This window comes from Limnohabitans sp. TEGF003 (assembly GCF_055395455.1).
In genome coordinates this window covers 1,358,891-1,377,419 of record NZ_AP029225.1, presented here as the reverse complement: position 1 = coordinate 1,377,419, position 18,529 = coordinate 1,358,891, and the positions used below count along the sequence as shown (strand labels likewise).

Below are 18,529 nucleotides of genomic sequence, written 5' to 3'. Positions count from 1 at the left end.
GCGATTGCTTCTGCACACCGAAGTCGTATCTGCCGTAGGTCGGTGGCTTTAGCCCCGACATTGCAGGCTTCGGCACAGTCTGCATGTCGGGGCTAAAGCCGCCGACCTACAAAAATTTTTGACCCTTGAAGACTTCGCAGGGTCGTATCAATAGATGGCGATGCCCGCACGCTGCTGCCGGTAAGCCGCAGGCGTGGTGCCGGTCCAGCTTCTGAAGGCCCGGATGAAAGAGTTGCTTTCCTGAAAACCCAGCAGCCACGAAATTTCTCCGGCTGAAATGTCGGTGCGGCTCAGGTAATGCCGCGCCAGTTCATGCCGCACCTCGCTCAGTAGTTCCTGAAAACCCACCGACTCGTCGGCCAGTTGCCGCTGCAAGGAGCGTTTGCTGATGGCCAGGCGCTGGGCCACCGCGTCGATGCTGGTGATGCCTGCGGGCAGCGTCTCCAGCAGCACCGCCCTGACGCGCTCGCGCATACTCGCTTGCGAATCCAGATCGCAGAGTCGGCTGTTGAGGGCCGACTCAAACGCCGCCCACATGGCCATGTTCTCCGTCAAAAAAGGGCGTTGCGCATCATGTGCCGAAAACGCAATCTGAATCTGTTCAGAGGCACCTAAAGTGCAGCCCAGATAGGCCTTGTAGGCGGCCAAGTTCGCTGGCAAATCCGGTACAGAGGCAGCCAAGGGCTCGATCCGCTCACGCGTGGCCAGCCGGGCCAGTTGCGTGAAGAACACCAGCTCCGACACACCCAGGCTGCGGGGAATCGGTGCGGTGCTCCCGTAGCAGCGGAGTGAGACCTGTGTGCGGTCTGCGCGGATGTCGACCGCCATGTGCAAAGGGCCGATCAAGCGTTTGTAATGCGCCAACCGCTGCAGTGCGGTGTTCAGGTCGGGGCTGCACAGGCAGGCGAACAGGGCCGGGTCAAAGGCTTCCACCGACATGGCCTGCGCGAGCTTCAGGGCGAGTTCGTCATGGCCTGCGGCTTGCTCCAGTCCTCGCCACAGGTCAAAGTACTGCGCGGGCGACAAACTCGCACCCGGGCGCGCAAACAGATCGCCCGGCAACCGCGCCAGGCTCAGCACATCCGCAGGGGCGTAACCCATGTCGAGGATGAGCAATTTCCAGCTCATCTGCACGGCAAAGCGTGTGGCCTGTTTCACGGTGTGGGTCTTTCTGGCAAGGCGGAGAGGGCAAGGACTATTTGGCTTGGCTCATGATGGCCATGTCAAACAGGCGGTCCCCGAAATACTTGCGGATGAACATCAGGGGTTTGGCCATTTTGCCGATGACGTAGCGGGTTTGAGGTCGGCGCGAGCGCACAGCCTGCAGTATGGCATCCGCCACCACCGACGGCGGTGAGGCGGCGCCCGCTTTGGCATAGGTGCCACGCATCGCATTGGCCATGCCCTGCGCCATGGCGCGGTAAGGGCCTTGGCCCGAACGCGCCAACATGGGCTCGAGCATCACGCCGCCCCACTCGGTGGCAATCACACCGGGCTCGATGATCACCACCTGGATGCCAAACGGCGCCAGCTCGATGCGCAAGCAATCGCTCCAGCCTTCCACCGCGTGCTTGGTGGCGTGGTACCACGAGCCCAAGGGCGTGTAGATCTTGCCGCCCATGGACGAGATGTTGATGACCTTGCCCGCCCCTTGGCGGCGCATGTGCGGCAGCGCCAATTGCGTGAGCCGCGCCATGCCAAACAAATTGACTTCAAACTGGTAGCGGGCATCGGCCAAGGTCGAATCTTCCATCGCGCCGTACATGCCAAAGCCCGCGTTGTTCACCAACACGTCGATGCCGCCATGGCCTTGGGTGATGGTGTTCACGGCAGCAACGATTTCGGCGTCCACCGAAATGTCCATCTGCAGCGGTATCGCGCCCAGGGCCCGCAGGTCTTCCATTTGCGCCACACGCCGGGCCGCGACATAAACCACCAGCCCCTCTTGCAGCAGCCGCTTGGCCGTTTCTTTGCCCATGCCGGACGATGCGCCCGTGACGAGCGCCACTTGTTTTGCGGGGGATGTGGATGCCATGAAAACTCCGTTCGTTGAATGTGATTCGAATGGAGAGATGGTCACCGCTGGGGCGCGAAATGTCGCCATCGGATCGCGCCAATGCGCATGCAGAAGATGCCAGTTGGCCATACCCAAGTCCCGCGGGCAAAAGATTTGAATGGGCGTTACGCCCGTCCTTGCTATGCTTTAGCTAAAATAGCCATTCACGAGGAACCATGTCATGCAAATCACCGCCACAGAAGCAAAAAACCGTTTTGGAAGCATTTGCGCCCTCGCCAAACGCGAGCCCGTTTTCGTGGAAAAGGCGGGCCAGATCGATACCGTCATCCTGTCTGCCGATCACTTTCGTGCTTTGCAAGCCAACCAGCACAACACCAGTCTGGCTGCACGGAAAAAAAAATTTGAAAGCGAATTTGGTGACTGGATTGCGGCGCAAAACACCTGGGTCGAAAAGCAAGGCATCCCGGGTTCAGACCTGCGCCCCTGGTAAAGCGCTATGGCTCAGTTTGACGTTTATGTGAACCCCAGTGAAAGCGCTGCACAAGGCATCCCTTTTGTGGTTGTTGTTCAAAGCGACTTGCTCGATGCCTTGGCCACACGCATGAGCATCCCTTTGGCTTCCATTGAATTTTCCGAAAAGTCGCCGGACAAGCTCTGCCCGATGGTCATGATCAATGGCCAACCACTTCGAGCGCTAGCCCACTACGCGGCGCCCTTGCCCACTCGCAGCTTGCGCCAGCTGGTTGGCAATTTGGCACCCCAAGCGAGCTTACTGGTCGCAGCCATGGATGTTGTGGTTTCAGGTATTTAACACCCCTCACCCCATCGCCCGCACCGTCTCCGACGGGCTTTCGCCGTAGTAGTTTTTGTACAGCCCTGCAAAGCGCCCCAGGTGCCAGAAGCCGTGGCCCATGGCGACTTCGGTCACGCTGCCGGTTTGCAGTTGCAGCGCCCGCCGGGCCTTGGCCAGGCGGCGCAGGGTGATCAGGCGCTGCGGGGCCATGCCGTAGGTTTGCAAGAAGGCCCGCTCGAGTTGCCAGATGGGCACCTCCAGCGCCTCGCACAGCGAGTCGATGCGCAGCGGTGTGGTGCTGTTGTCCTGGGCCCATTGGTCGACCGACTGCAACAAGCGCTCGCGGGTTTGCAGGCTCAGCGCAGCGCTGCTGCTGGGCTGTCGCCAGCGCCGCGCCAACTCGCTCCACAGGATGTGCTGCAGCTGCTCGTGCGCCTGGTCCACCAAGGCTGCGTCCAGGTCGTGCTGGCGGTTGGGGCCCAACACGCTCGACAACTCCACCAGTTGCTGCTGCGCCTGCAGTGGCAGTTTCCCGGGCAGGTGCAAGGCGCTCACGCCCGGGGCCATGTGCAGACCCAGAGCTTGAAGTTTGTGCGGCGGCATTTGCACGCCCACCCACTGCGCCTGCGGCGGCAGGCTGATGCACATGTCGCGGCCAGGCGCATAAACCACCAGATCGCCGTTGCGCAGCGCCTGGCCCTGCACGCGCCACACGCCTTGGCCGTGCAAAAAGATGCCGACCGACACCCACTCGGGCGAGAGGTCTCCCTGCGCCAGCAGGGCCAGGTTGTACTGACCCCAATCGGTGCGGCACTGGGGGCTGACGCTGTGCACGATCTGCCCGCCAAAGCGGCCCTTTTCGAGCTGCACATGCTCCAGAAAACCCTCTTGCAAAGCCAGCACCAGCGCCTGCGGATCGAAGGCATCGAGTCGGGTGACCGAGGTCGCAGAAGTGGCTGTGGATGGGTGCATGGGTATGAGTGCTGGCCCGAAATTGAACCCTTTGGGGTGCGCTCTGTCAATTCGCAGGGTTATCCCTAGTGAGTCTGAGGCCCCTTTGCAGAAATCTGGATAGTCACCCGCCCCGGCGGTTTTTAGACTGGCCCCATTCAACACAACAACGAAGGAGACAACATGAGCCAAGCATTTGATTACATCGTGGTGGGTGGCGGTTCGGCCGGTTGCGTGGTGGCCTCGCGCCTGAGCGAAGACCCCAACGTGAGCGTGTGCCTGATCGAAGTGGGCGGCCCGGACAAAAGCGTGTTCATCCACGCCCCGGCGGGTGTGGTGACCATGCTGCCCATCCCGTTCAACAACTGGGCCTACAAGACCGTGCCGCAAAAAGGCCTGAACGGCCGCCAGGGCTACCAGCCCCGGGGCAAGGTGCTGGGCGGCTCCAGCTCGATCAACGCCATGCTCTATGTGCGTGGCAGCCAACACGACTACGACCACTGGGCGTCGCTGGGCAACAGCGGCTGGTCTTACCAGGACGTGCTGCCCTATTTCAAGAAAGCCGAGCACAACGAGACCCACACCGACAGCGAGTACCACGGCACGGGCGGCCCGCAAAACGTGGCCGAGCTGCGCAGCCCCAGCGCGCTCAACCAGATGTTCCTGCAAGCCTGCGCCATGAACGGCATCCCCTACAACCCCGACTACAACGGCGCCGAGCAATTCGGTGCCTTCATGTACCAGGTCTTCCACAAAAACGGCGAGCGCCACAGTGCGGCCAAGGCCTACATCACGCCCCACCTGTCGCGCCCCAACCTCACCGTCAAGACCAACACCATCACCAGCAAGATTCTGTTTGAAGGCCAACGTGCCGTGGGCGTGCGCGTTCTGCAGGGCGGCCAGACGCACGAGCTGCGTGCGAACAAAGAGGTCATCGTCTCGGCGGGGGCCTTTGGCTCGCCCCAGCTGCTCATGGTCTCGGGCGTGGGGCCAGCGGCCGAGCTGCAGCGCCATGGCATCCCGGTGGTGCATGCGCTCGAAGGCGTGGGCCAGAACCTGCAGGACCACATCGACCATGTGCAGACCTGGCGTGCGCCCAGCAGCTCCGAGACCTTTGGGGTGTCGGCCACGGGCACAGTCAAGATCACCCAAGCCATTGGCGAGTGGAAGAAAAAGCGAACGGGCCTGGTCACCAGCACCTTTGCCGAATCGGGCGCGTTTTTCCGGTCCTCACCCGAGGTGGCAACGCCCGACCTGCAGCTGGTGTTTGTGGTCGGCATCGTGGACGACCACAGCCGCAAGATGCACCTGGGCCACGGCTTTTCCTGCCACGTCGACGTGATCCGCCCGCACAGCCGGGGCAGCGTCAAATTGGCCGGCCCCGATGTGCGCACCGCGCCGCTGATCGACCCGAACTTTCTGGGCGACGAGCGCGACCTGGACCTGCTGGTCAAAGGCGTTCAGGTGCAGCAAACCATCATCGAGTCCAAGCCCTTTGACGCCGTTCGCGGCAAGATGCTCTACCCGGTGGACAAGCACGACAAAGCCGCCATCGCGGCCGACATCCGCCGCCGCGCCGACACGCAATACCACCCGGTGGGCACCTGCAAGATGGGCCCATCCAGCGACCCGATGGCCGTGGTCGATGCCCAGCTGCGCGTGCACGGCCTGCAAGGCCTGCGCGTGGTCGATGCCTCCATCATGCCCACGGTGTGCAGTGGCAACACCAACGCACCCACCATCATGATTGGCGAAAAAGCCGCTGACATGATCCGCCAGGCCTGAAGTCCACACCATGCGCTCCCACACCATGCGCTCCCACACCAAGAACCCCATGCCCCCACTGCCCACCCTGGCCGAGTGCCAATCCAGTCTGGACCACGACCTGCAGACCCTGGCCGAGCACCGCAGCCGCTGGGTGCAGACCTCGGTGGCCGAGCGCATCGCCATCCTGAACGAAATCAAGGACGCCCTGCTGCCCGTGGCGCAGGCTTGGGCCGAGACGGCTTCGCGCCACAAAGGCATTCCGATCGGCTCGCCGCTCGAAGGTGAGGAGTGGCTGTCGGGGCCCTACACCGTCATGGCGTATTGCAACCAGATGATGGCCACGCTGTCCCAGGTGCAGGGCAAGCAGCACCTGAGCGGCCTGCCCCTGCGCGAGCTGCCCAATGGGCAACTGGCCGCACGCGTGCTGCCACATTCGCTGTGGGACCATTTGCTGCTCAGCGGTGTGACGCTGGACGTGTGGATGCAGCCGGGCGTGAACCGCGCCAACCTGGCCCAGCACACGGCCGCCATTTACGACAGCGCCAGCCCGCAGCACAAGACTGGCAAAGTCTCACTGGTGCTGGGCGCGGGCAACATCGCGGCCATCGCGCCACTGGATGTGTTCCACAAGCTGTTTGCCGAAAACGAAGTGGCCATGCTCAAAATGAACCCGGTCAACGATTACCTGATCGAGTTTCTGGATGCCGCGCTCAAGCCGCTGATCGAACGGGGCTTTGTGCGCATCGTGCGCGGCGGCATCGATGTGGGGCAATACCTGTGCAATCACCCGTTGGTGGAGACGCTGCACATCACGGGTGCGGGCGCGTCGCACGACGCCATCGTGTGGGGAACCGGCGAACAAGGCGCGGCCAACAAAGCCGCCAACACGCCCATCAACACCCGCCAGATCACCTCGGAGCTGGGCGCGGTGTGCCCCACCATCGTGGTGCCCGGCCCCTGGTCAGCGGCCGACATCCGCTTTCAGGCGGAGCAAGTGGCCACACAAAAGCTGCACAACTCGGGCTTCAATTGCGTGGCCTGCCAGGTGCTGGTCTTGCCCAAAGACTGGGACCAGAAATCCGCCTTTGTGCAGGCGCTGGAAAACGTGATCGGCAACGCCCTGCCGCGCGGCCTGTACTACCCCGGCGCACCCGAGCGCCTGGCCGATTTCTGCACCAACAATCCGACCTTCAAAACCGTCAAGCGCCCCGGCGCGCAAGACCTGGTCATGTCCACGCTGGACCTGGGCAACGCCAAAGCACGCAGCACCGAAGTGTTTGCCCCGGCACTCAACGTGGTCGAAATCGGCGGGCAAAAAGCCGAGGCCTATTTGATCGCGGCGATCGAGATGGCCAACAGCCAGCTCTATGGCACCTTGGGTGCGAACATCGTGATCCACCCGCAAACCATCGCCCAGATAGGCCGACAGCGCTTTGAGGAAATTCTGGCCGACTTGCGCTACGGCACCATCGCCATCAACGCCTGGACAGGCTTGGGCTTTTTGTCGGCGCAGTCGCCCTGGGGTGCGTTTCCGGGCCACACGCTGGACGACGTGCAAAGCGGCATCGGCGTGGTGCACAACACGATGCTGTTCGACAAGACCGAGCGCGCCGTGGTCGAAGCCCCGTTTCGCCCCTTCCCACGCAACCTGCTGAGTTTGTCGTTCACCCTGCTGCCGCGCCCACCCTGGTTCATCACCAACCGCAAAGGCGCGATTTTGGGCCGGCTGCTGGTGGCCTTTCAGCACCGCCCCAGCTTGCTGAAGATGCCGCGCATTTTCTGGAATGCCTTGCTGGGGTAACAACAGAACTGACCAAGGGGCTGATGATCCCCCCGCCGAGTTGTCTAAACTGAGGCCATGATCCAAGGCCTCGTTCAACTCTTCCTCTTCCAGGCGCTCGGCGAGCTGCTGTCGAAATTCGCCCTGCCCTTCATCCCCGGGCCCGTGCTGGGCCTGGTGCTGCTGTTGGCGTTTTTGGCCTTGCGCGGTCATGTGCCCGCGTCCATGGACCTGGTGGGCAGCGGCATCTTGCAGCACCTGGGGCTGTTGTTCATTCCCGCATCGGTGGGTGTGGTGCTTTACCTGCCCCTGTTGCAGGCCAACGCATGGGCCATCACGGCGGCGCTGGTGCTGAGCGTGGTGGCCACGGTGGCGGTGGTGGCCTTGGTGCTCAAACTGTTCGCCCAAAAGGACAGCGCCCCATGAACAACACCCTGCCACCCATCTCCGAAATCTGGGTTTACCTCTCCGGCAGTCCGCTGCTGGCCTTGGTGCTCACGCTCAGCGCTTACCTGTTGGGCCTGACCGTGTACGAACGCAGCCAGCGCAACCCGCTCGCCAACCCGGTGCTGATTGCGGTGGTGGTGGTGTGCATCGGCATCAGCGTGATCGACATGCCCTATGCCCAATACTTTGAAGGCGCGCAGTTTGTGCACTTCTTGCTGGGCACGGCCACGGTGTCGCTGGCCATCCCCATCTACAAAGGCTTTGCCTCGCTCAAAGGGCGCATGGGGGTGTTGCTGCTCTCGCTGCTGGCGGGTGGCATCACCTCGGTGCTGACGGCCGTGGGCATGGCGCGGTGGCTGGGCGTGGACGAGGCGCTGGTGCGCGGCCTGGTCGCCAAATCGGTCACCGCGCCGATTGCCATGGGCATTGCCGAACGCGTGCAGGCCTCACCTACCCTGACCGCCATCTTTGCGGTGAGCACCGGCATCTTGGGCGCGGTGCTGGGCCGCTATGTGCTGGACGCCTTGCGCGTCACGGCCTGGTGGCAACGCGGCTTTGCCCTGGGCGTGGCCGCGCACGGCATTGGCACCTCGCGCGCTTTCAGCGTGAACGCGGAAGCCGGGGCTTATGCCAGCCTGGGCATGGGCTTGCATGGCATCGCGGGGGCCATGCTGATCCCTTACGCGGTGGCTTGGTGGTTTTAAAGACCAAACGTCCGGGCGAGTCCACCGCGTGACAGGGCCTGGCAGGCTTCTTTTTATGATGAAGCCCATGAACTACGCTGCCCCCGACCTCCTGGCCTTTGCCGATCAACTTTTGCAAGCCGCGGGCTTGCCGCCCGACAAGGCGCAAGCCGTGGCCGATGTGCTCCTAGAGGGCGACTTGCTCGGCCACACCACCCACGGTCTGGCCTTGCTGGCGCCTTATCTGGCAGAGCTGGAAACAGGCAAGATGCGCAAGGACGGTCAGCCTCTGGTGGTGTCGGACCACCCGGCCGCTGTGACCTGGGATGGTCAGCGCTTGCCAGGCCCCTGGCTGGTGCTGCAAGCCATTGGCCTGGCCACCCAACGCGCGCGCAGACAAGGCACCTGCACGGTGGTCATCCGGCGCAGCCACCACATTGCCTGCCTGGCCGCTTACCATCAGCGCGTGACCGATCAGGGTTTCATGATGCTGCTGCACTGCTCGGACCCCAACGCCGCCAGCATCGCGCCCTTTGGTGGGCTGGACCCGGTGTTCACGCCCAACCCGATGTCGGTGGGCATTCCTACTTCGGGCCTGCCGGTGCTGATCGATGTGTCCACCTCATCCACCACCAACGGCATGACCAACCGCTTGCACAAGGAAGGCGGCTTGTTGCCTGCCGAATGGGTGATGGACGGCCACGGCCAGCCCAGCCGCGACCCGGCCGTGCTGTTCAAGGAACCCAAAGGCACGATCTTGCCGCTGGGCGGCATGGATTCAGGCCACAAGGGTTATGGCCTGAGCTGGATGGTGGAGGCGTTGACGGGTGGCTTGGCCGGACACGGCCGCGCCGATGCGCCCGAGGGCTGGGGTGCCACGGTGTTCTTGCAGATCATCGATCCGCGTGCATTTGCAGGGGCCAGCGCCTTCAACACCCAAATGGACGAAGTGGCCCGGCAATGCCATGCGTCGCGGCCTGCGCAGGCCGACCGCTGGGTGCGTACGCCGGGTGAACGTGGTCTGAAGCTCAAGGCGGGCAGCGCTCGTGAAGGCGTAGCGCTGTACCCCAACATCATGCCCATGCTCTTGCCCTGGGCCGAGAAACTCCAAGTGGCGGCGCCTTCACCTCTTTGAAAAAACCAACCCGGCACAAAGGCCGGGTTGAGGCGTCTGGCGCATGCCCGAAAGATGGACGTCAAGCAGGCACGGCAGGTTTGCGCAAAACCCGCAAAAGCAGGGGCGCAAACCACACCAAGGCGGTCAGTATGGCCAAGGCCAGCGCAATCGGACGACTGACAAAAGCCATCAGATCACCGTTGGACTTGATCATCGAGGTGATGAAGTTTTCCTCCAGCATGCCGCCCAGCACCACGCCCAAAATAGCAGGCGCCACCGGGAATTTATTGGCCTCCAACACATAAGCCAGAATGCCGGCTACCAACATCACACCCACCTGGAACACGGAATTGTTGATGGCAAAAGTGCCCACCACACAAAACAGCAAAATCATGGGCATGAGGATCTCGCGGGGTACACGCAGAATGCGCTTGGCCACCTTGATGCACAAAATACCCAGCGGAATCATGATGAGGTTGGCCACAATGAACAGCAAAAACACCGCATAAATGTTTTGCGGGTTGGTGGTGAACAAGGTGGGGCCGGGGTTCATGTTCTTCATGTAGAGCACGCCGATCACGATGGCCGTGATCGAGTCGCCCGGAATGCCAAACACCAAAGCCGGAATCCATGCGCCCGCCAGCGCACTGTTGTTGGCCGAACCGGACTCCACAATGCCTTCCACGTGGCCCGTACCAAATTTTTCAGGCTCTTTGGAAAACTTCTTGCTCACGGCATAAGACATCCAGGCCGCGATATCAGCCCCAGCGCCGGGCAAGGCACCCACGGCCGTGCCCAAAACACTGCCCCTCATGATTTGTTTGGGGTATTTTTTCGCCAATGCCCATTGTCCTTTGAGCACACCAGAGACTTCCTCCACCACCAACTCGGCCGGGGGGCTCGTGTCCACCACGTAGCGGATGATTTCAGAGATGGCGAACATGCCGATCATCATGGCGATCATGCCAATGCCGCCCGACATTTCGGTGTTGCCAAAGGTAAAACGCGGAAACCCCGCCGGATTGCCCAAGCCCACGCAAGCCACCAGCAAGCCCAGGCACAACATCATCAGCCCCTTGATCGGAGAACCTGTGGAGATAAAGACCGCACAAGTCAGGCCCAGCAGCACCAGCCAAAAGTATTCGAAGGAGCTGAAGTTCAGCGCGAAGTCGGCCAAGGCAGGCGCAGCGACGATCAGCACCACTGTGCCAAACAATCCCCCTACGGCAGAAAACACCAGGCCCGCACCCAAGGCTTTTTCAGCTTGCCCCTTGCGCGTCATGGCATAGGCTTCGTCGGTGTAGGCGGCCGATGCGGGCGTGCCGGGAATGCGCAACAGACAACCCGGAATATCGCCTGAAAAAATGGCCATGGCGGTCGCCGTCACCATGGCCGCGACGGCAGGGATCGGTGGCATGAAGAAGGTCACCGGCACCAGCAAAGCGGTGGCCATGGTGGCTGTCAAACCCGGCACCGACCCCACAAACAAACCATACAAAGAGGCAAACACCATCACCATCAAGGTGTACGGTTCGAACACCATCGAAAAAGCTTGGCCAACGGCGGTCCACATGGGATGAGTCTCCTCAGACTTTCAAAGTCATTTGGGTAAAAGCGGAAAGTGGACCCGAGGTCTTACCAGGCCATGGGCGTCAAAATGCCCCAAGGCAAGGGCACACGGAGCAATTTGTAAAAGGCAAAGTGAACCACCAAAGTGGCCACCACCGCCCAAAAGGCCGAGCGACCCCATGCGACTTGCAATGATCTGAAAAGCGCCATCAACATCAGCACTGCTGTGATCAAGAAGCCCAGCGCATCCGACACCAAGATGTAGAACACGACCGAGCCCAACAAGACGGCCAAAGCCCGGGCATGCTTGGGCGAGCGAACCCAATCTTCCCAAGCCAGCCAAGGACCATGGGCTCGGTCTCGCCAGCCTTGCCAAACCAGCAAAGCGCCTCCAGCACACAGGCCCAGCGCAATCAAACCCGGAAACAAAGCAGGCCCAACTGGCTGACCTGGGATGTTGGGGTAGCCACGCACAGCCAAGAGCACCGCAGCGCCCAAGGCCATGAGCAGGACGCCCCAAAAAGCGTCGTTGATTTTCATGGGCTGGCTTACTTGACCAGACCCACAGCCTTCATGGTGACGCCCATTTCGGCGTCCGACTTGGCCATGAATTTGGCCATCTCATCCGGTCCACCGTAGATCACGCCCAAGCCACGGCTGCTCATGAAGTCGTTGTACTCCTTGCTGGCCACAGCTTTGCGAACCGCCTCAGCGAGCTTGGTCTGGATGGGTGCGGGCAAACCTTTGGGCGCCAGCACACCGCGCCAGGCCGCCATGGTCCAGTTGCTGCCGGTGACCGATTTGAGCGTAGGCACATTGGGGTACAGCGTCGAAGGCTTGGCGTCCATGATGGCCAGGCTCTTGACCTTGCCCGCATCGATCAGCGAACGCGCCTCAGGCAAGGAGACAGGCGCGACTTCCACCCCCCCGGCCACCATGTCCTGCAGACCAGGCGCGGCACCGTTGCTGGGCACCCAGGGCAGCGCCGCAGGATCGATTTTCTGGTCCAGCAACAAGCCGGCAATCGCCAGGTGCCAGATGCCGCCCTGACCCGTGCCCGATGCCTTGAACTTGCCGGGGTTGGCCTTGATGGCGGCCAGCAAATCGTTCACGTTTTTATAAGGCGCGTCCGCACGCACCTGAATGCCTGCCGGGTCGGCATTGACCAGACCGATGGGGGTGTAGGAGGCACCTGTCAACTGGGTCAGGCCTTGCCAATGCATCATGCCAATCTCGACCGTGGCCAGACCGATGGTGTAGCCATCAGGGGGTGCCGAGGCAATGGCCGCATGGCCCACCACCCCGCTGCCACCCGTGCGGTTGACCACGGTGACCGGTTGGCCCAGGTCTTTTTCGAGCAAGCTGGCCACGATGCGTGCGACGGCGTCGGTGCCACCGCCTGCGCCCCAAGGCACGATCATGGTGATGGGGCGTGTGGGGTAGTTTTGTGCTGCAGCAGGCAGGGCAGCTGCCAAACAAGCCAGGCCAGCAACAGCGCTGGCCACCAGAGTACGACGCGAGCGATTGAACATGGGTGTCTCCTTTTGATTTAAACAGCCGGGCCCGAAGGGGCCTGCTGCATCAAAATTTATACCCATTCGAACGTCATACCAATAGGGTCAACCATAGCCCCAGTAACTCTGGCGACTGCCTCGCCAGCCGTCTGTCTTCAATCCAAACGGGCCCCCGCCTGAAACCAGCGGCCCAACAATGCGCGGTCTTCTTCGGTCAATCCCGTGGCATTGCCCATGGGCATTTGTTTGGTCACCACCACTTGCTGGTACATGTTTTGCGCATGCTGTTTGATCAACTCGGGGCTGTCCAGGCGCACGTTTTTCATTTGCACTTGCGCACCATGGCAGGTCAGGCAGTGCTGGCTCACCAGGCTTTGCACCTGTGCAAACGCCACAGGCGCAGCAGGAGCAGCCGACACTTTGGGCGCTGCAGGTTTCAAGGCCACGATCACACCCGCAATCAGCACCACGCCAACGGCCGCAAAAGGCCAGGGGTTGCCTGCGCGGCCCAGGTGGAAGGCATGGCGCTGCACAAAGAACTGACGGATCAAGGCACCCGCAAACATCATCACAAACAGCAGCACCCAACGGTGTTCGTGCGTGTACAAAAAGCTGTAATGGTTGCTCAGCATCGCAAAGATGACGGGCAAAGTGAAGTACGTGTTGTGCACGCTGCGCTGCTTGCCGCGCTTGCCGTGAATGGCCAAGGCGTTGGCGTCGTAGGCTTCACCGCTGGTCATGGCGGCCACCACTTTGCGCTGGCCGGGGATGATCCAGAAAAACACGTTGGCGCTCATGGCGGTGGCGATCATGGCGCCCACCAACAAGAAGGCGGCGCGGCCTGCGAATAACTCATTGGCCAGCCACGATGAAAAGCCGACCACCACAATCATCAAGCCCGCCACGATCAGTTCACCGTTTTTGCGGAAACCGAAGACACGGCACACGATGTCGTAAACAATCCAAAAGGCCACCAGCATGCCCACCGCGGCCGATCCGGCCATCACAGGGGTCCAGTCCATCAGCGATTTGTCGATCAGGAAAGTGCCTGCGTTGTACAGGTACAGCACCGTGAAGAGCGCAAAGCCGCTGAGCCAGGTGGAGTAGCTTTCCCAATAAAACCAGTGCAGCTTGGTGTGGATCTTTTTCGGAGCCACCATGTACTTTTGCGGGTTGTAAAAACCGCCACCGTGCACCGCCCACATGGCACCGCCCACGCCTTTTTCGAGCAGATCGGGCGAGTTGGGTTTTTGCAGGTTGTTGTCCAGAAAGACAAAGTAGAACGAGGAGCCAATCCAGGCGATGGCGGTGATGACATGCACCCATCGCAACAACAAATTGGCCCATTCCAGCAGATACGTTTCCATGAAGGAATCTCCAACCCCCTCACCACCGCGGGCCCTGTGAGCGGGTATTCGGTCGCGAACATGTTCCCGGAGAAACCTGCGCCGCTGCGACCAGTGCACCGAAGTGTATACAGTTTAAAGATCCGAATCCAGCGCGCTGCACCTTTCAGTGCCTAGGGAAAACCAGCACCACACGCATGCGTCAGCCTGGATGCCGAATCCTCAACCCAGCTGCAAGAGCTGTGCCGCCACGGCCACGGCAATGACTTCGGGTTCTTTGCCCGTGATGCCCGGCACCCCAATCGGGCAAGTGATGCGCGAAATTTCCTCGTCCGTGAAGCCACGGTCTTCCAGGCGGTGGCGGAAGGTGGCCCATTTGGTTTGGCTGCCAATCAAGCCCACAAATGGCAGATCACCTCTCGCGCGCAGGCGCTTCAGGCAGGCCACCACGATGTCCAGGTCTTCGGCGTGGCTGAAGCTCATGATCAACACCCGACTGCCCGGGACCAAATCGGCCACGGCAGCCTGCACCGGGTTGGAATGCTCGCATGCCACTTCATCGGGCACATCGGGCGGAAAAATTTCGTCGCGGCTGTCGATCCAACGCACGGCAAAAGGCAAAGGGGCCAAGGTCTTGACGAGCGCTTTGCCCACATGCCCGCCGCCAAACAGCGCCAGCGGGGTGCGCGGTGGCACCAATTGCGTGCGCAAACGCGCCACATCGTCGCGTCCCACCCGCTCAAAAACCAAGTCCACGGCACCGCCGCAGCACTGCCCCAAACTGGGGCCCAAGACCTGGCGCAAGGCAGTTTGTTCTGTTTGCCCCGTCAACAAACGCCGTGCGTGCGCCAACGCCTGGAACTCCAGGTGCCCGCCACCGATCGTGCCCTCCTCGCCTTGCGCAAAGACCAACATGCTGGTGCCGGGTCCACGCGGCACAGAGCCCTGCACGGCTTGCACACGCACCACCACGGCCTTGTCGGTGTTCAACCGCTTCAGGGCTTTCTCAATCCAGTTCACGCTTTGGGGTCCATTCAAAGAAAAGGGTCGCTGTTGGCTTGCCCACCAAGCCGACTCAATGCCACAATCACGGCCACCACAGAGTATGCCAAGGACAAGGGCTCACCATGACCACACGCTGGATTCCCACTCACCACAAAGTCACCACCGCCTTGTTGGGCTTGGGTACAGCGGTCTTGGGTTTGTTGAGCGGCTGCAGCACACCGCCTCCGGCCGTGACGCCTCCACCCCTGCCGCCCCCGGCAGCGAAAGCGCCTGAGCCAGTCCCTGCCCCCACAGGCCCCACATCGCTGGCCCGCAACAGCAAAGAGTACCGAAAAGATGCTGCAGGCCACCTCTATGGCATGCACGCGCACCGCATCTACAAAGGCCGCATGCCGCCACTGCTCGAAGCCGTGGGCGTGCTGAATGTGGACATCGACCACAAAGGCTCGGTGAAGGCGGTCAATTGGATGCGTGCGCCCAAGCATGTGCCCCATGTCATGGCCGAAATCGAACGCATGGTCAAAGCGTCTGCCCCCTACCCTGTGCCCAAGCACATGAGCCAGGTCACCTACACCGATGTGTGGCTGTGGCACAAGAGCGGCAAGTTCCAGCTCGACACGCTGACCGAGGGGCAGGACTGACGCCGTGATCGGCTGAGCGCTTCAAACCTCCGACGTCTGCTCGTGCGACGCACCGGGCAGCAAGGTCAGAATCAGCGTGGTGGTCACTGAAAAACCAGCCAGCAACAAAAGCGAGTGGCCAAAGCCCATGGCCTTGACCACCGGCCCCAAGGCCCAGACCGACAGGGAACTGACCGCGAACGACACGCCCAGGCGCATGCCCGACACACGCGAGCGCAGGCGGTCGTCCACATAGCGGGCGATCATGAAATCGGTGAACGGGATGGCCCCGAAGATGAACACCATCACCCCGATCAGGGCGGCAAACAGCCACCAGCCCTGCGCCTGCGAGGCCAGCACCAGCATGGGGATCTGCGCCATCACCATGAACATGAAAAAGCGTTTCAGCGGAAAGCGGTTGATGAGGTGCCCCACCACCACCTGGGCGACTGATGCCACGGCATAGACCACGGCCAGCAGCAGGCCCAAGGCGGCCGGGTCTTCCATCACGCCCGCAAAGCGCTCGGCCAGCAAGGGGCCGTTACCGTTGGTCGTGAAGTTGAACAACACGCTGCTGGTGATGGCCGCGGCCGTCATGACCACCAGCGCACGCGCCAACATCGGTGCAGGCAGGCTGACCTTGGCACCGCCCTTGCGCTTGGCGGGCGACGACAGCTCTTGCGGGCAGCTGCGGGCAAACAGCCATCCGCACACCAGGGCCACCACGCCGGGCACCACAAAGGCCGCACGCCAGCCTTGCCACTGGATCAGAAAACCCGTGAGCAAGGCGGCCACGGCCACGCCCAAATTACCGGCGAGGCCATTGAAGCCAATGGTTGCGCCCGGGTTGGACGCGCGCTCGAGCAGCATGGGAATGCCCACCGGGTGGTAAATCGATGCGAACACGCCGATCAGCGTGAGGCTGGCCGCCAGCTGCCAGGGCGTTTGCGTGAAGGCCGTGAGGATGGAGGCCGCACCGATGCCAAAAAAGAAAATGAGCATCATGCTGCGCCGACCCCACAAATCGCCCAAGCGCCCGGCGGGCAAAGAACCCAGACCGAACATGAAAAACGCACCCGCGCCATAGGGCATCAGGTCCTGCCATTGGGCCAGGCCCATGTCGAGGGCAATGGTGCTGACCGCTGCCGCAAAGATCAACAAGAACAAATGGTCCAGTGCGTGCGCGATGTTGAGCAGGCCCCGCACCATGCGGGGGTGGTCGGCGGCTTGTTCGGGCACAGGGGCGGCAGAAGAGGTCAAGGTCGTCATGGTCGGTTCCAGCTTTCGGGCCGGGATGCGGTCAACCGGGCCAACATACACCCGCACTGTGCACCCAAGCGCTTTGGCACGCTGTCGCCTTGGTCACATGGCTGCAGATGTCCCTCGATTCACAAAGACGCATTGGCAGGGGCTTTGGCATCCCAGATGTGTGCCCGCCAGTACACCGCCATGGCCCCCGTCAGCAGCAGGCCCAGCGCCGAATACAAGCCTGCCGTGGCGGCATAGCCCCAGCGGTCGATCAGCGGGCCCGACAGCAGCAATCCCAAGGGCAAGCCCCAAATGGCCAGCATGCGCATGCCCATCACCCGGCCCCGGTAGGCGGGCTCGGTCACGCGCAGCATCACGGCCGCCAGCGGTGTCATGCACAAGCTTTGTGCCAGGCCCGCCACCCACAGCAAGGCCATGCCCACCCCCAGATGGGTGCTGAAGGCCAACAGCACATCCGCTGCAAACCACACCGCTCCCGCCAGCACCATGGTTTGCGCAGCGCGAAACGCAAAGCGGTGCGAACTCAGCACCACCGAACCCACCAGACCTCCGAAGGCAAAGCTCGCACCCAGCCAGCCCAGCCCCGTCTGGTCGGTCAGGTAAATGTTTTTGGCCACATAGGGCAACAAGCCCAAAGAGAAAGGAAAGGCCAGCAGGTTGACCAGGAACGCCAGCGCCATGGCCGCCATCAGCACCGGGCGCGTCCACACATAGTCAAAAGCCAGTTGCAAATCGCGCACAGGCGACACACGCGGGGCATCTTTGGCGGCTGTTGGCGCAGGCCCATCGGACACGCCGCGCGACAGCACAAAACTGAGGGTGTAGAGCGCGGTGATCAGGGCGTAAGCCCAGGTCATGCCCAGCCAGGCCACCACCCCTGCGCCCGCCAGTGCACCCGCGATGCGGGCCGAATCCGAGGTGATGCGGGAGATGCCCAGCGCCCCCAGCAAATGCCGGGGTGGCAAGGTCTGCGCGATCAGCGCGTTGCGCATCATCATGTCCGACGGCCGCACCAGCCCGGCCAAAGCGGCCATCAGCAGCACCGTCATGGGCGTGAGGGCCTGCCCCCAGGCCAGCAGCATGAAGGTGGCGGCCAGCGCCGCATAGAGGGCACGCGACAGAACCAGCATGCGGCGGTAACCCAGCCGGTCGCCCACCACGCCAAACAGGGGCGAGACCAAAGAGCCCAGGTACTGCAGGGAGCCAAACACCACCAGCATCATGACCGAGCCCGACTCGACCAGGATGAACCAGCCCAGCACGATGGACTCCATCTCGAAAGCCCAGGAGGTGGCCAGGTCGGCAGGCCACTGGAAACGGAAGCTTCGGACCCGGAAGGGGTCGCGCCAGTGCATGGCGGGCGGGGATGACGAGGCGGCAGTCGATGTCACGGGTGGGGCAGGCCTTGGCACTTCATCTGCAGCATGCGATCTGGACATGGACGCGTCACGCCGCTGTCCACTCAGGCTTGACCTTTTTCAGGCAGCTGCTGCGAGGAGGTCTGCGCCTGCGGGCTGCCAGAGGCAGCCGTTGCAGGCTCGGGCATGAAGCACATCTTCTCGCCATCCCAGCGCTGGCCGCACCAGCACAGGCCTTCGGCATTGATGATGCAAGTGCCAGTGCCGCAGCACCGTGGATCGTCTGACATGGG

General features: G+C 62.1%; 19 protein-coding genes. 8 read left to right on the top strand and 11 right to left on the bottom strand.

Annotated elements, in window-relative coordinates:
- Positions 1-147: 147 nt before the first annotated feature.
- Together ACZ5RT_RS06800 and ACZ5RT_RS06795 are read right to left on the bottom strand one after the other, a co-directional pair.
- A complete protein-coding gene (locus ACZ5RT_RS06800) occupies positions 148-1,158 on the bottom strand; it encodes an AraC family transcriptional regulator (RefSeq protein ID WP_464453968.1) in 1,011 nt (336 codons plus the stop codon).
- Between the two features lie 37 nt (positions 1,159-1,195).
- A complete protein-coding gene (locus ACZ5RT_RS06795) occupies positions 1,196-2,035 on the bottom strand; it encodes an oxidoreductase (protein ID WP_464453967.1) in 840 nt (279 codons plus the stop codon).
- A 202-nt stretch (positions 2,036-2,237) separates the two neighbouring features.
- On the opposite strand from ACZ5RT_RS06795, the gene ACZ5RT_RS06790 reads away from it, so the two are divergent.
- Both ACZ5RT_RS06790 and ACZ5RT_RS06785 read left to right on the top strand, forming a co-directional pair.
- Positions 2,238-2,507 (top strand): prevent-host-death protein, encoded by a 270-nt coding sequence (locus ACZ5RT_RS06790; RefSeq protein WP_464453966.1) that lies wholly within the window; start codon positions 2,238-2,240, stop codon positions 2,505-2,507.
- 6 nt (positions 2,508-2,513) lie between these two features.
- Entirely contained in the window at positions 2,514-2,828 is a 315-nt protein-coding gene (locus ACZ5RT_RS06785; RefSeq protein WP_464453965.1) for a CcdB family protein, read from the top strand.
- A 6-nt stretch (positions 2,829-2,834) separates the two neighbouring features.
- On the opposite strand, the gene ACZ5RT_RS06780 is transcribed toward ACZ5RT_RS06785, so the two are convergent.
- A complete protein-coding gene (locus ACZ5RT_RS06780; protein ID WP_464453964.1) occupies positions 2,835-3,782 on the bottom strand; it encodes a helix-turn-helix transcriptional regulator in 948 nt (315 codons plus the stop codon).
- A 162-nt stretch (positions 3,783-3,944) separates the two neighbouring features.
- Between ACZ5RT_RS06780 and ACZ5RT_RS06775 the strand changes: the two genes are divergently transcribed.
- From ACZ5RT_RS06775 to ACZ5RT_RS06755, 5 genes are all read left to right on the top strand, one after another.
- Entirely contained in the window at positions 3,945-5,546 is a 1,602-nt protein-coding gene (locus tag ACZ5RT_RS06775; RefSeq protein ID WP_464453963.1) for a GMC family oxidoreductase, read from the top strand.
- Positions 5,547-5,556: 10 nt separating this feature from the next.
- The gene (locus ACZ5RT_RS06770) at positions 5,557-7,329 is read left to right on the top strand and encodes an aldehyde dehydrogenase family protein (protein WP_464453962.1); all 1,773 of its coding nucleotides are present in this window, start codon (positions 5,557-5,559) and stop codon (positions 7,327-7,329) included.
- 57 nt (positions 7,330-7,386) lie between these two features.
- Positions 7,387-7,734 (top strand): CidA/LrgA family protein, encoded by a 348-nt coding sequence (locus ACZ5RT_RS06765; RefSeq protein WP_291928361.1) that lies wholly within the window; start codon positions 7,387-7,389, stop codon positions 7,732-7,734.
- Positions 7,731-8,459, top strand: coding sequence for an LrgB family protein (locus ACZ5RT_RS06760; protein WP_291928358.1), 729 nt, complete (start codon positions 7,731-7,733; stop codon positions 8,457-8,459). The genes ACZ5RT_RS06765 and ACZ5RT_RS06760 overlap by 4 nt, the downstream gene beginning before the upstream one ends.
- A 67-nt stretch (positions 8,460-8,526) precedes the next feature.
- Positions 8,527-9,573, top strand: coding sequence for an Ldh family oxidoreductase (locus ACZ5RT_RS06755; protein ID WP_291928356.1), 1,047 nt, complete (start codon positions 8,527-8,529; stop codon positions 9,571-9,573).
- A gap of 61 nt (positions 9,574-9,634) precedes the next feature.
- On the opposite strand, the gene ACZ5RT_RS06750 is transcribed toward ACZ5RT_RS06755, so the two are convergent.
- From ACZ5RT_RS06750 to xdhC, 5 genes are all read right to left on the bottom strand, one after another.
- A complete protein-coding gene (locus tag ACZ5RT_RS06750; RefSeq protein ID WP_291928352.1) occupies positions 9,635-11,128 on the bottom strand; it encodes a tripartite tricarboxylate transporter permease in 1,494 nt (497 codons plus the stop codon).
- Between the two features lie 62 nt (positions 11,129-11,190).
- Positions 11,191-11,664, bottom strand: coding sequence for a tripartite tricarboxylate transporter TctB family protein (locus ACZ5RT_RS06745; protein ID WP_291928349.1), 474 nt, complete (start codon positions 11,662-11,664; stop codon positions 11,191-11,193).
- A gap of 8 nt (positions 11,665-11,672) precedes the next feature.
- The gene (locus ACZ5RT_RS06740) at positions 11,673-12,656 is read right to left on the bottom strand and encodes a tripartite tricarboxylate transporter substrate binding protein (RefSeq protein ID WP_108428324.1); all 984 of its coding nucleotides are present in this window, start codon (positions 12,654-12,656) and stop codon (positions 11,673-11,675) included.
- Between the two features lie 137 nt (positions 12,657-12,793).
- Positions 12,794-14,005, bottom strand: a complete 1,212-nt coding sequence (locus tag ACZ5RT_RS06735) for a urate hydroxylase PuuD (RefSeq protein ID WP_464453961.1) — start codon at positions 14,003-14,005, stop codon at positions 12,794-12,796.
- Positions 14,006-14,206: 201 nt separating this feature from the next.
- Positions 14,207-15,004 (bottom strand): xanthine dehydrogenase accessory protein XdhC, encoded by a 798-nt coding sequence (gene xdhC / locus ACZ5RT_RS06730; protein ID WP_291928341.1) that lies wholly within the window; start codon positions 15,002-15,004, stop codon positions 14,207-14,209.
- Between the two features lie 107 nt (positions 15,005-15,111).
- On the opposite strand from xdhC, the gene ACZ5RT_RS06725 reads away from it, so the two are divergent.
- Positions 15,112-15,630: a hypothetical protein gene (locus ACZ5RT_RS06725; RefSeq protein ID WP_464453960.1), complete on the top strand. Its 519-nt coding sequence runs from the start codon at positions 15,112-15,114 to the stop codon at positions 15,628-15,630.
- A gap of 21 nt (positions 15,631-15,651) precedes the next feature.
- Here the strand turns inward: ACZ5RT_RS06725 and ACZ5RT_RS06720 are convergent, their stop codons facing one another.
- From ACZ5RT_RS06720 to ACZ5RT_RS06710, 3 genes are all read right to left on the bottom strand, one after another.
- Positions 15,652-16,878 (bottom strand): MFS transporter, encoded by a 1,227-nt coding sequence (locus ACZ5RT_RS06720; protein ID WP_464453959.1) that lies wholly within the window; start codon positions 16,876-16,878, stop codon positions 15,652-15,654.
- Between the two features lie 119 nt (positions 16,879-16,997).
- Positions 16,998-18,269, bottom strand: a complete 1,272-nt coding sequence (locus tag ACZ5RT_RS06715; protein WP_464453958.1) for an MFS transporter — start codon at positions 18,267-18,269, stop codon at positions 16,998-17,000.
- Positions 18,270-18,340: 71 nt separating this feature from the next.
- Positions 18,341-18,526, bottom strand: a complete 186-nt coding sequence (locus ACZ5RT_RS06710) for a hypothetical protein (protein ID WP_291925145.1) — start codon at positions 18,524-18,526, stop codon at positions 18,341-18,343.
- Positions 18,527-18,529 lie beyond the last annotated feature (3 nt).

Bases quoted from the DNA above. Each gene is read 5' to 3' on its own strand.
- ACZ5RT_RS06795 (WP_464453967.1), bottom strand. From the start codon at position 2,035: ATGGCATCCACATCCCCCGCAAAACAAGTGGCGCTCGTCACGGGCGCA.
- ACZ5RT_RS06790 (WP_464453966.1), top strand. From the start codon at position 2,238: ATGCAAATCACCGCCACAGAAGCAAAAAACCGTTTTGGAAGCATTTGC.
- ACZ5RT_RS06785 (WP_464453965.1), top strand. From the start codon at position 2,514: ATGGCTCAGTTTGACGTTTATGTGAACCCCAGTGAAAGCGCTGCACAA.
- ACZ5RT_RS06780 (WP_464453964.1), bottom strand. From the start codon at position 3,782: ATGCACCCATCCACAGCCACTTCTGCGACCTCGGTCACCCGACTCGAT.
- ACZ5RT_RS06775 (WP_464453963.1), top strand. From the start codon at position 3,945: ATGAGCCAAGCATTTGATTACATCGTGGTGGGTGGCGGTTCGGCCGGT.
- ACZ5RT_RS06770 (WP_464453962.1), top strand. From the start codon at position 5,557: ATGCGCTCCCACACCATGCGCTCCCACACCAAGAACCCCATGCCCCCA.
- ACZ5RT_RS06765 (WP_291928361.1), top strand. From the start codon at position 7,387: ATGATCCAAGGCCTCGTTCAACTCTTCCTCTTCCAGGCGCTCGGCGAG.
- ACZ5RT_RS06760 (WP_291928358.1), top strand. From the start codon at position 7,731: ATGAACAACACCCTGCCACCCATCTCCGAAATCTGGGTTTACCTCTCC.
- ACZ5RT_RS06755 (WP_291928356.1), top strand. From the start codon at position 8,527: ATGAACTACGCTGCCCCCGACCTCCTGGCCTTTGCCGATCAACTTTTG.
- ACZ5RT_RS06750 (WP_291928352.1), bottom strand. From the start codon at position 11,128: ATGTGGACCGCCGTTGGCCAAGCTTTTTCGATGGTGTTCGAACCGTAC.
- ACZ5RT_RS06745 (WP_291928349.1), bottom strand. From the start codon at position 11,664: ATGAAAATCAACGACGCTTTTTGGGGCGTCCTGCTCATGGCCTTGGGC.
- ACZ5RT_RS06740 (WP_108428324.1), bottom strand. From the start codon at position 12,656: ATGTTCAATCGCTCGCGTCGTACTCTGGTGGCCAGCGCTGTTGCTGGC.
- ACZ5RT_RS06735 (WP_464453961.1), bottom strand. From the start codon at position 14,005: ATGGAAACGTATCTGCTGGAATGGGCCAATTTGTTGTTGCGATGGGTG.
- ACZ5RT_RS06725 (WP_464453960.1), top strand. From the start codon at position 15,112: ATGACCACACGCTGGATTCCCACTCACCACAAAGTCACCACCGCCTTG.
- ACZ5RT_RS06720 (WP_464453959.1), bottom strand. From the start codon at position 16,878: ATGACGACCTTGACCTCTTCTGCCGCCCCTGTGCCCGAACAAGCCGCC.
- ACZ5RT_RS06710 (WP_291925145.1), bottom strand. From the start codon at position 18,526: ATGTCAGACGATCCACGGTGCTGCGGCACTGGCACTTGCATCATCAAT.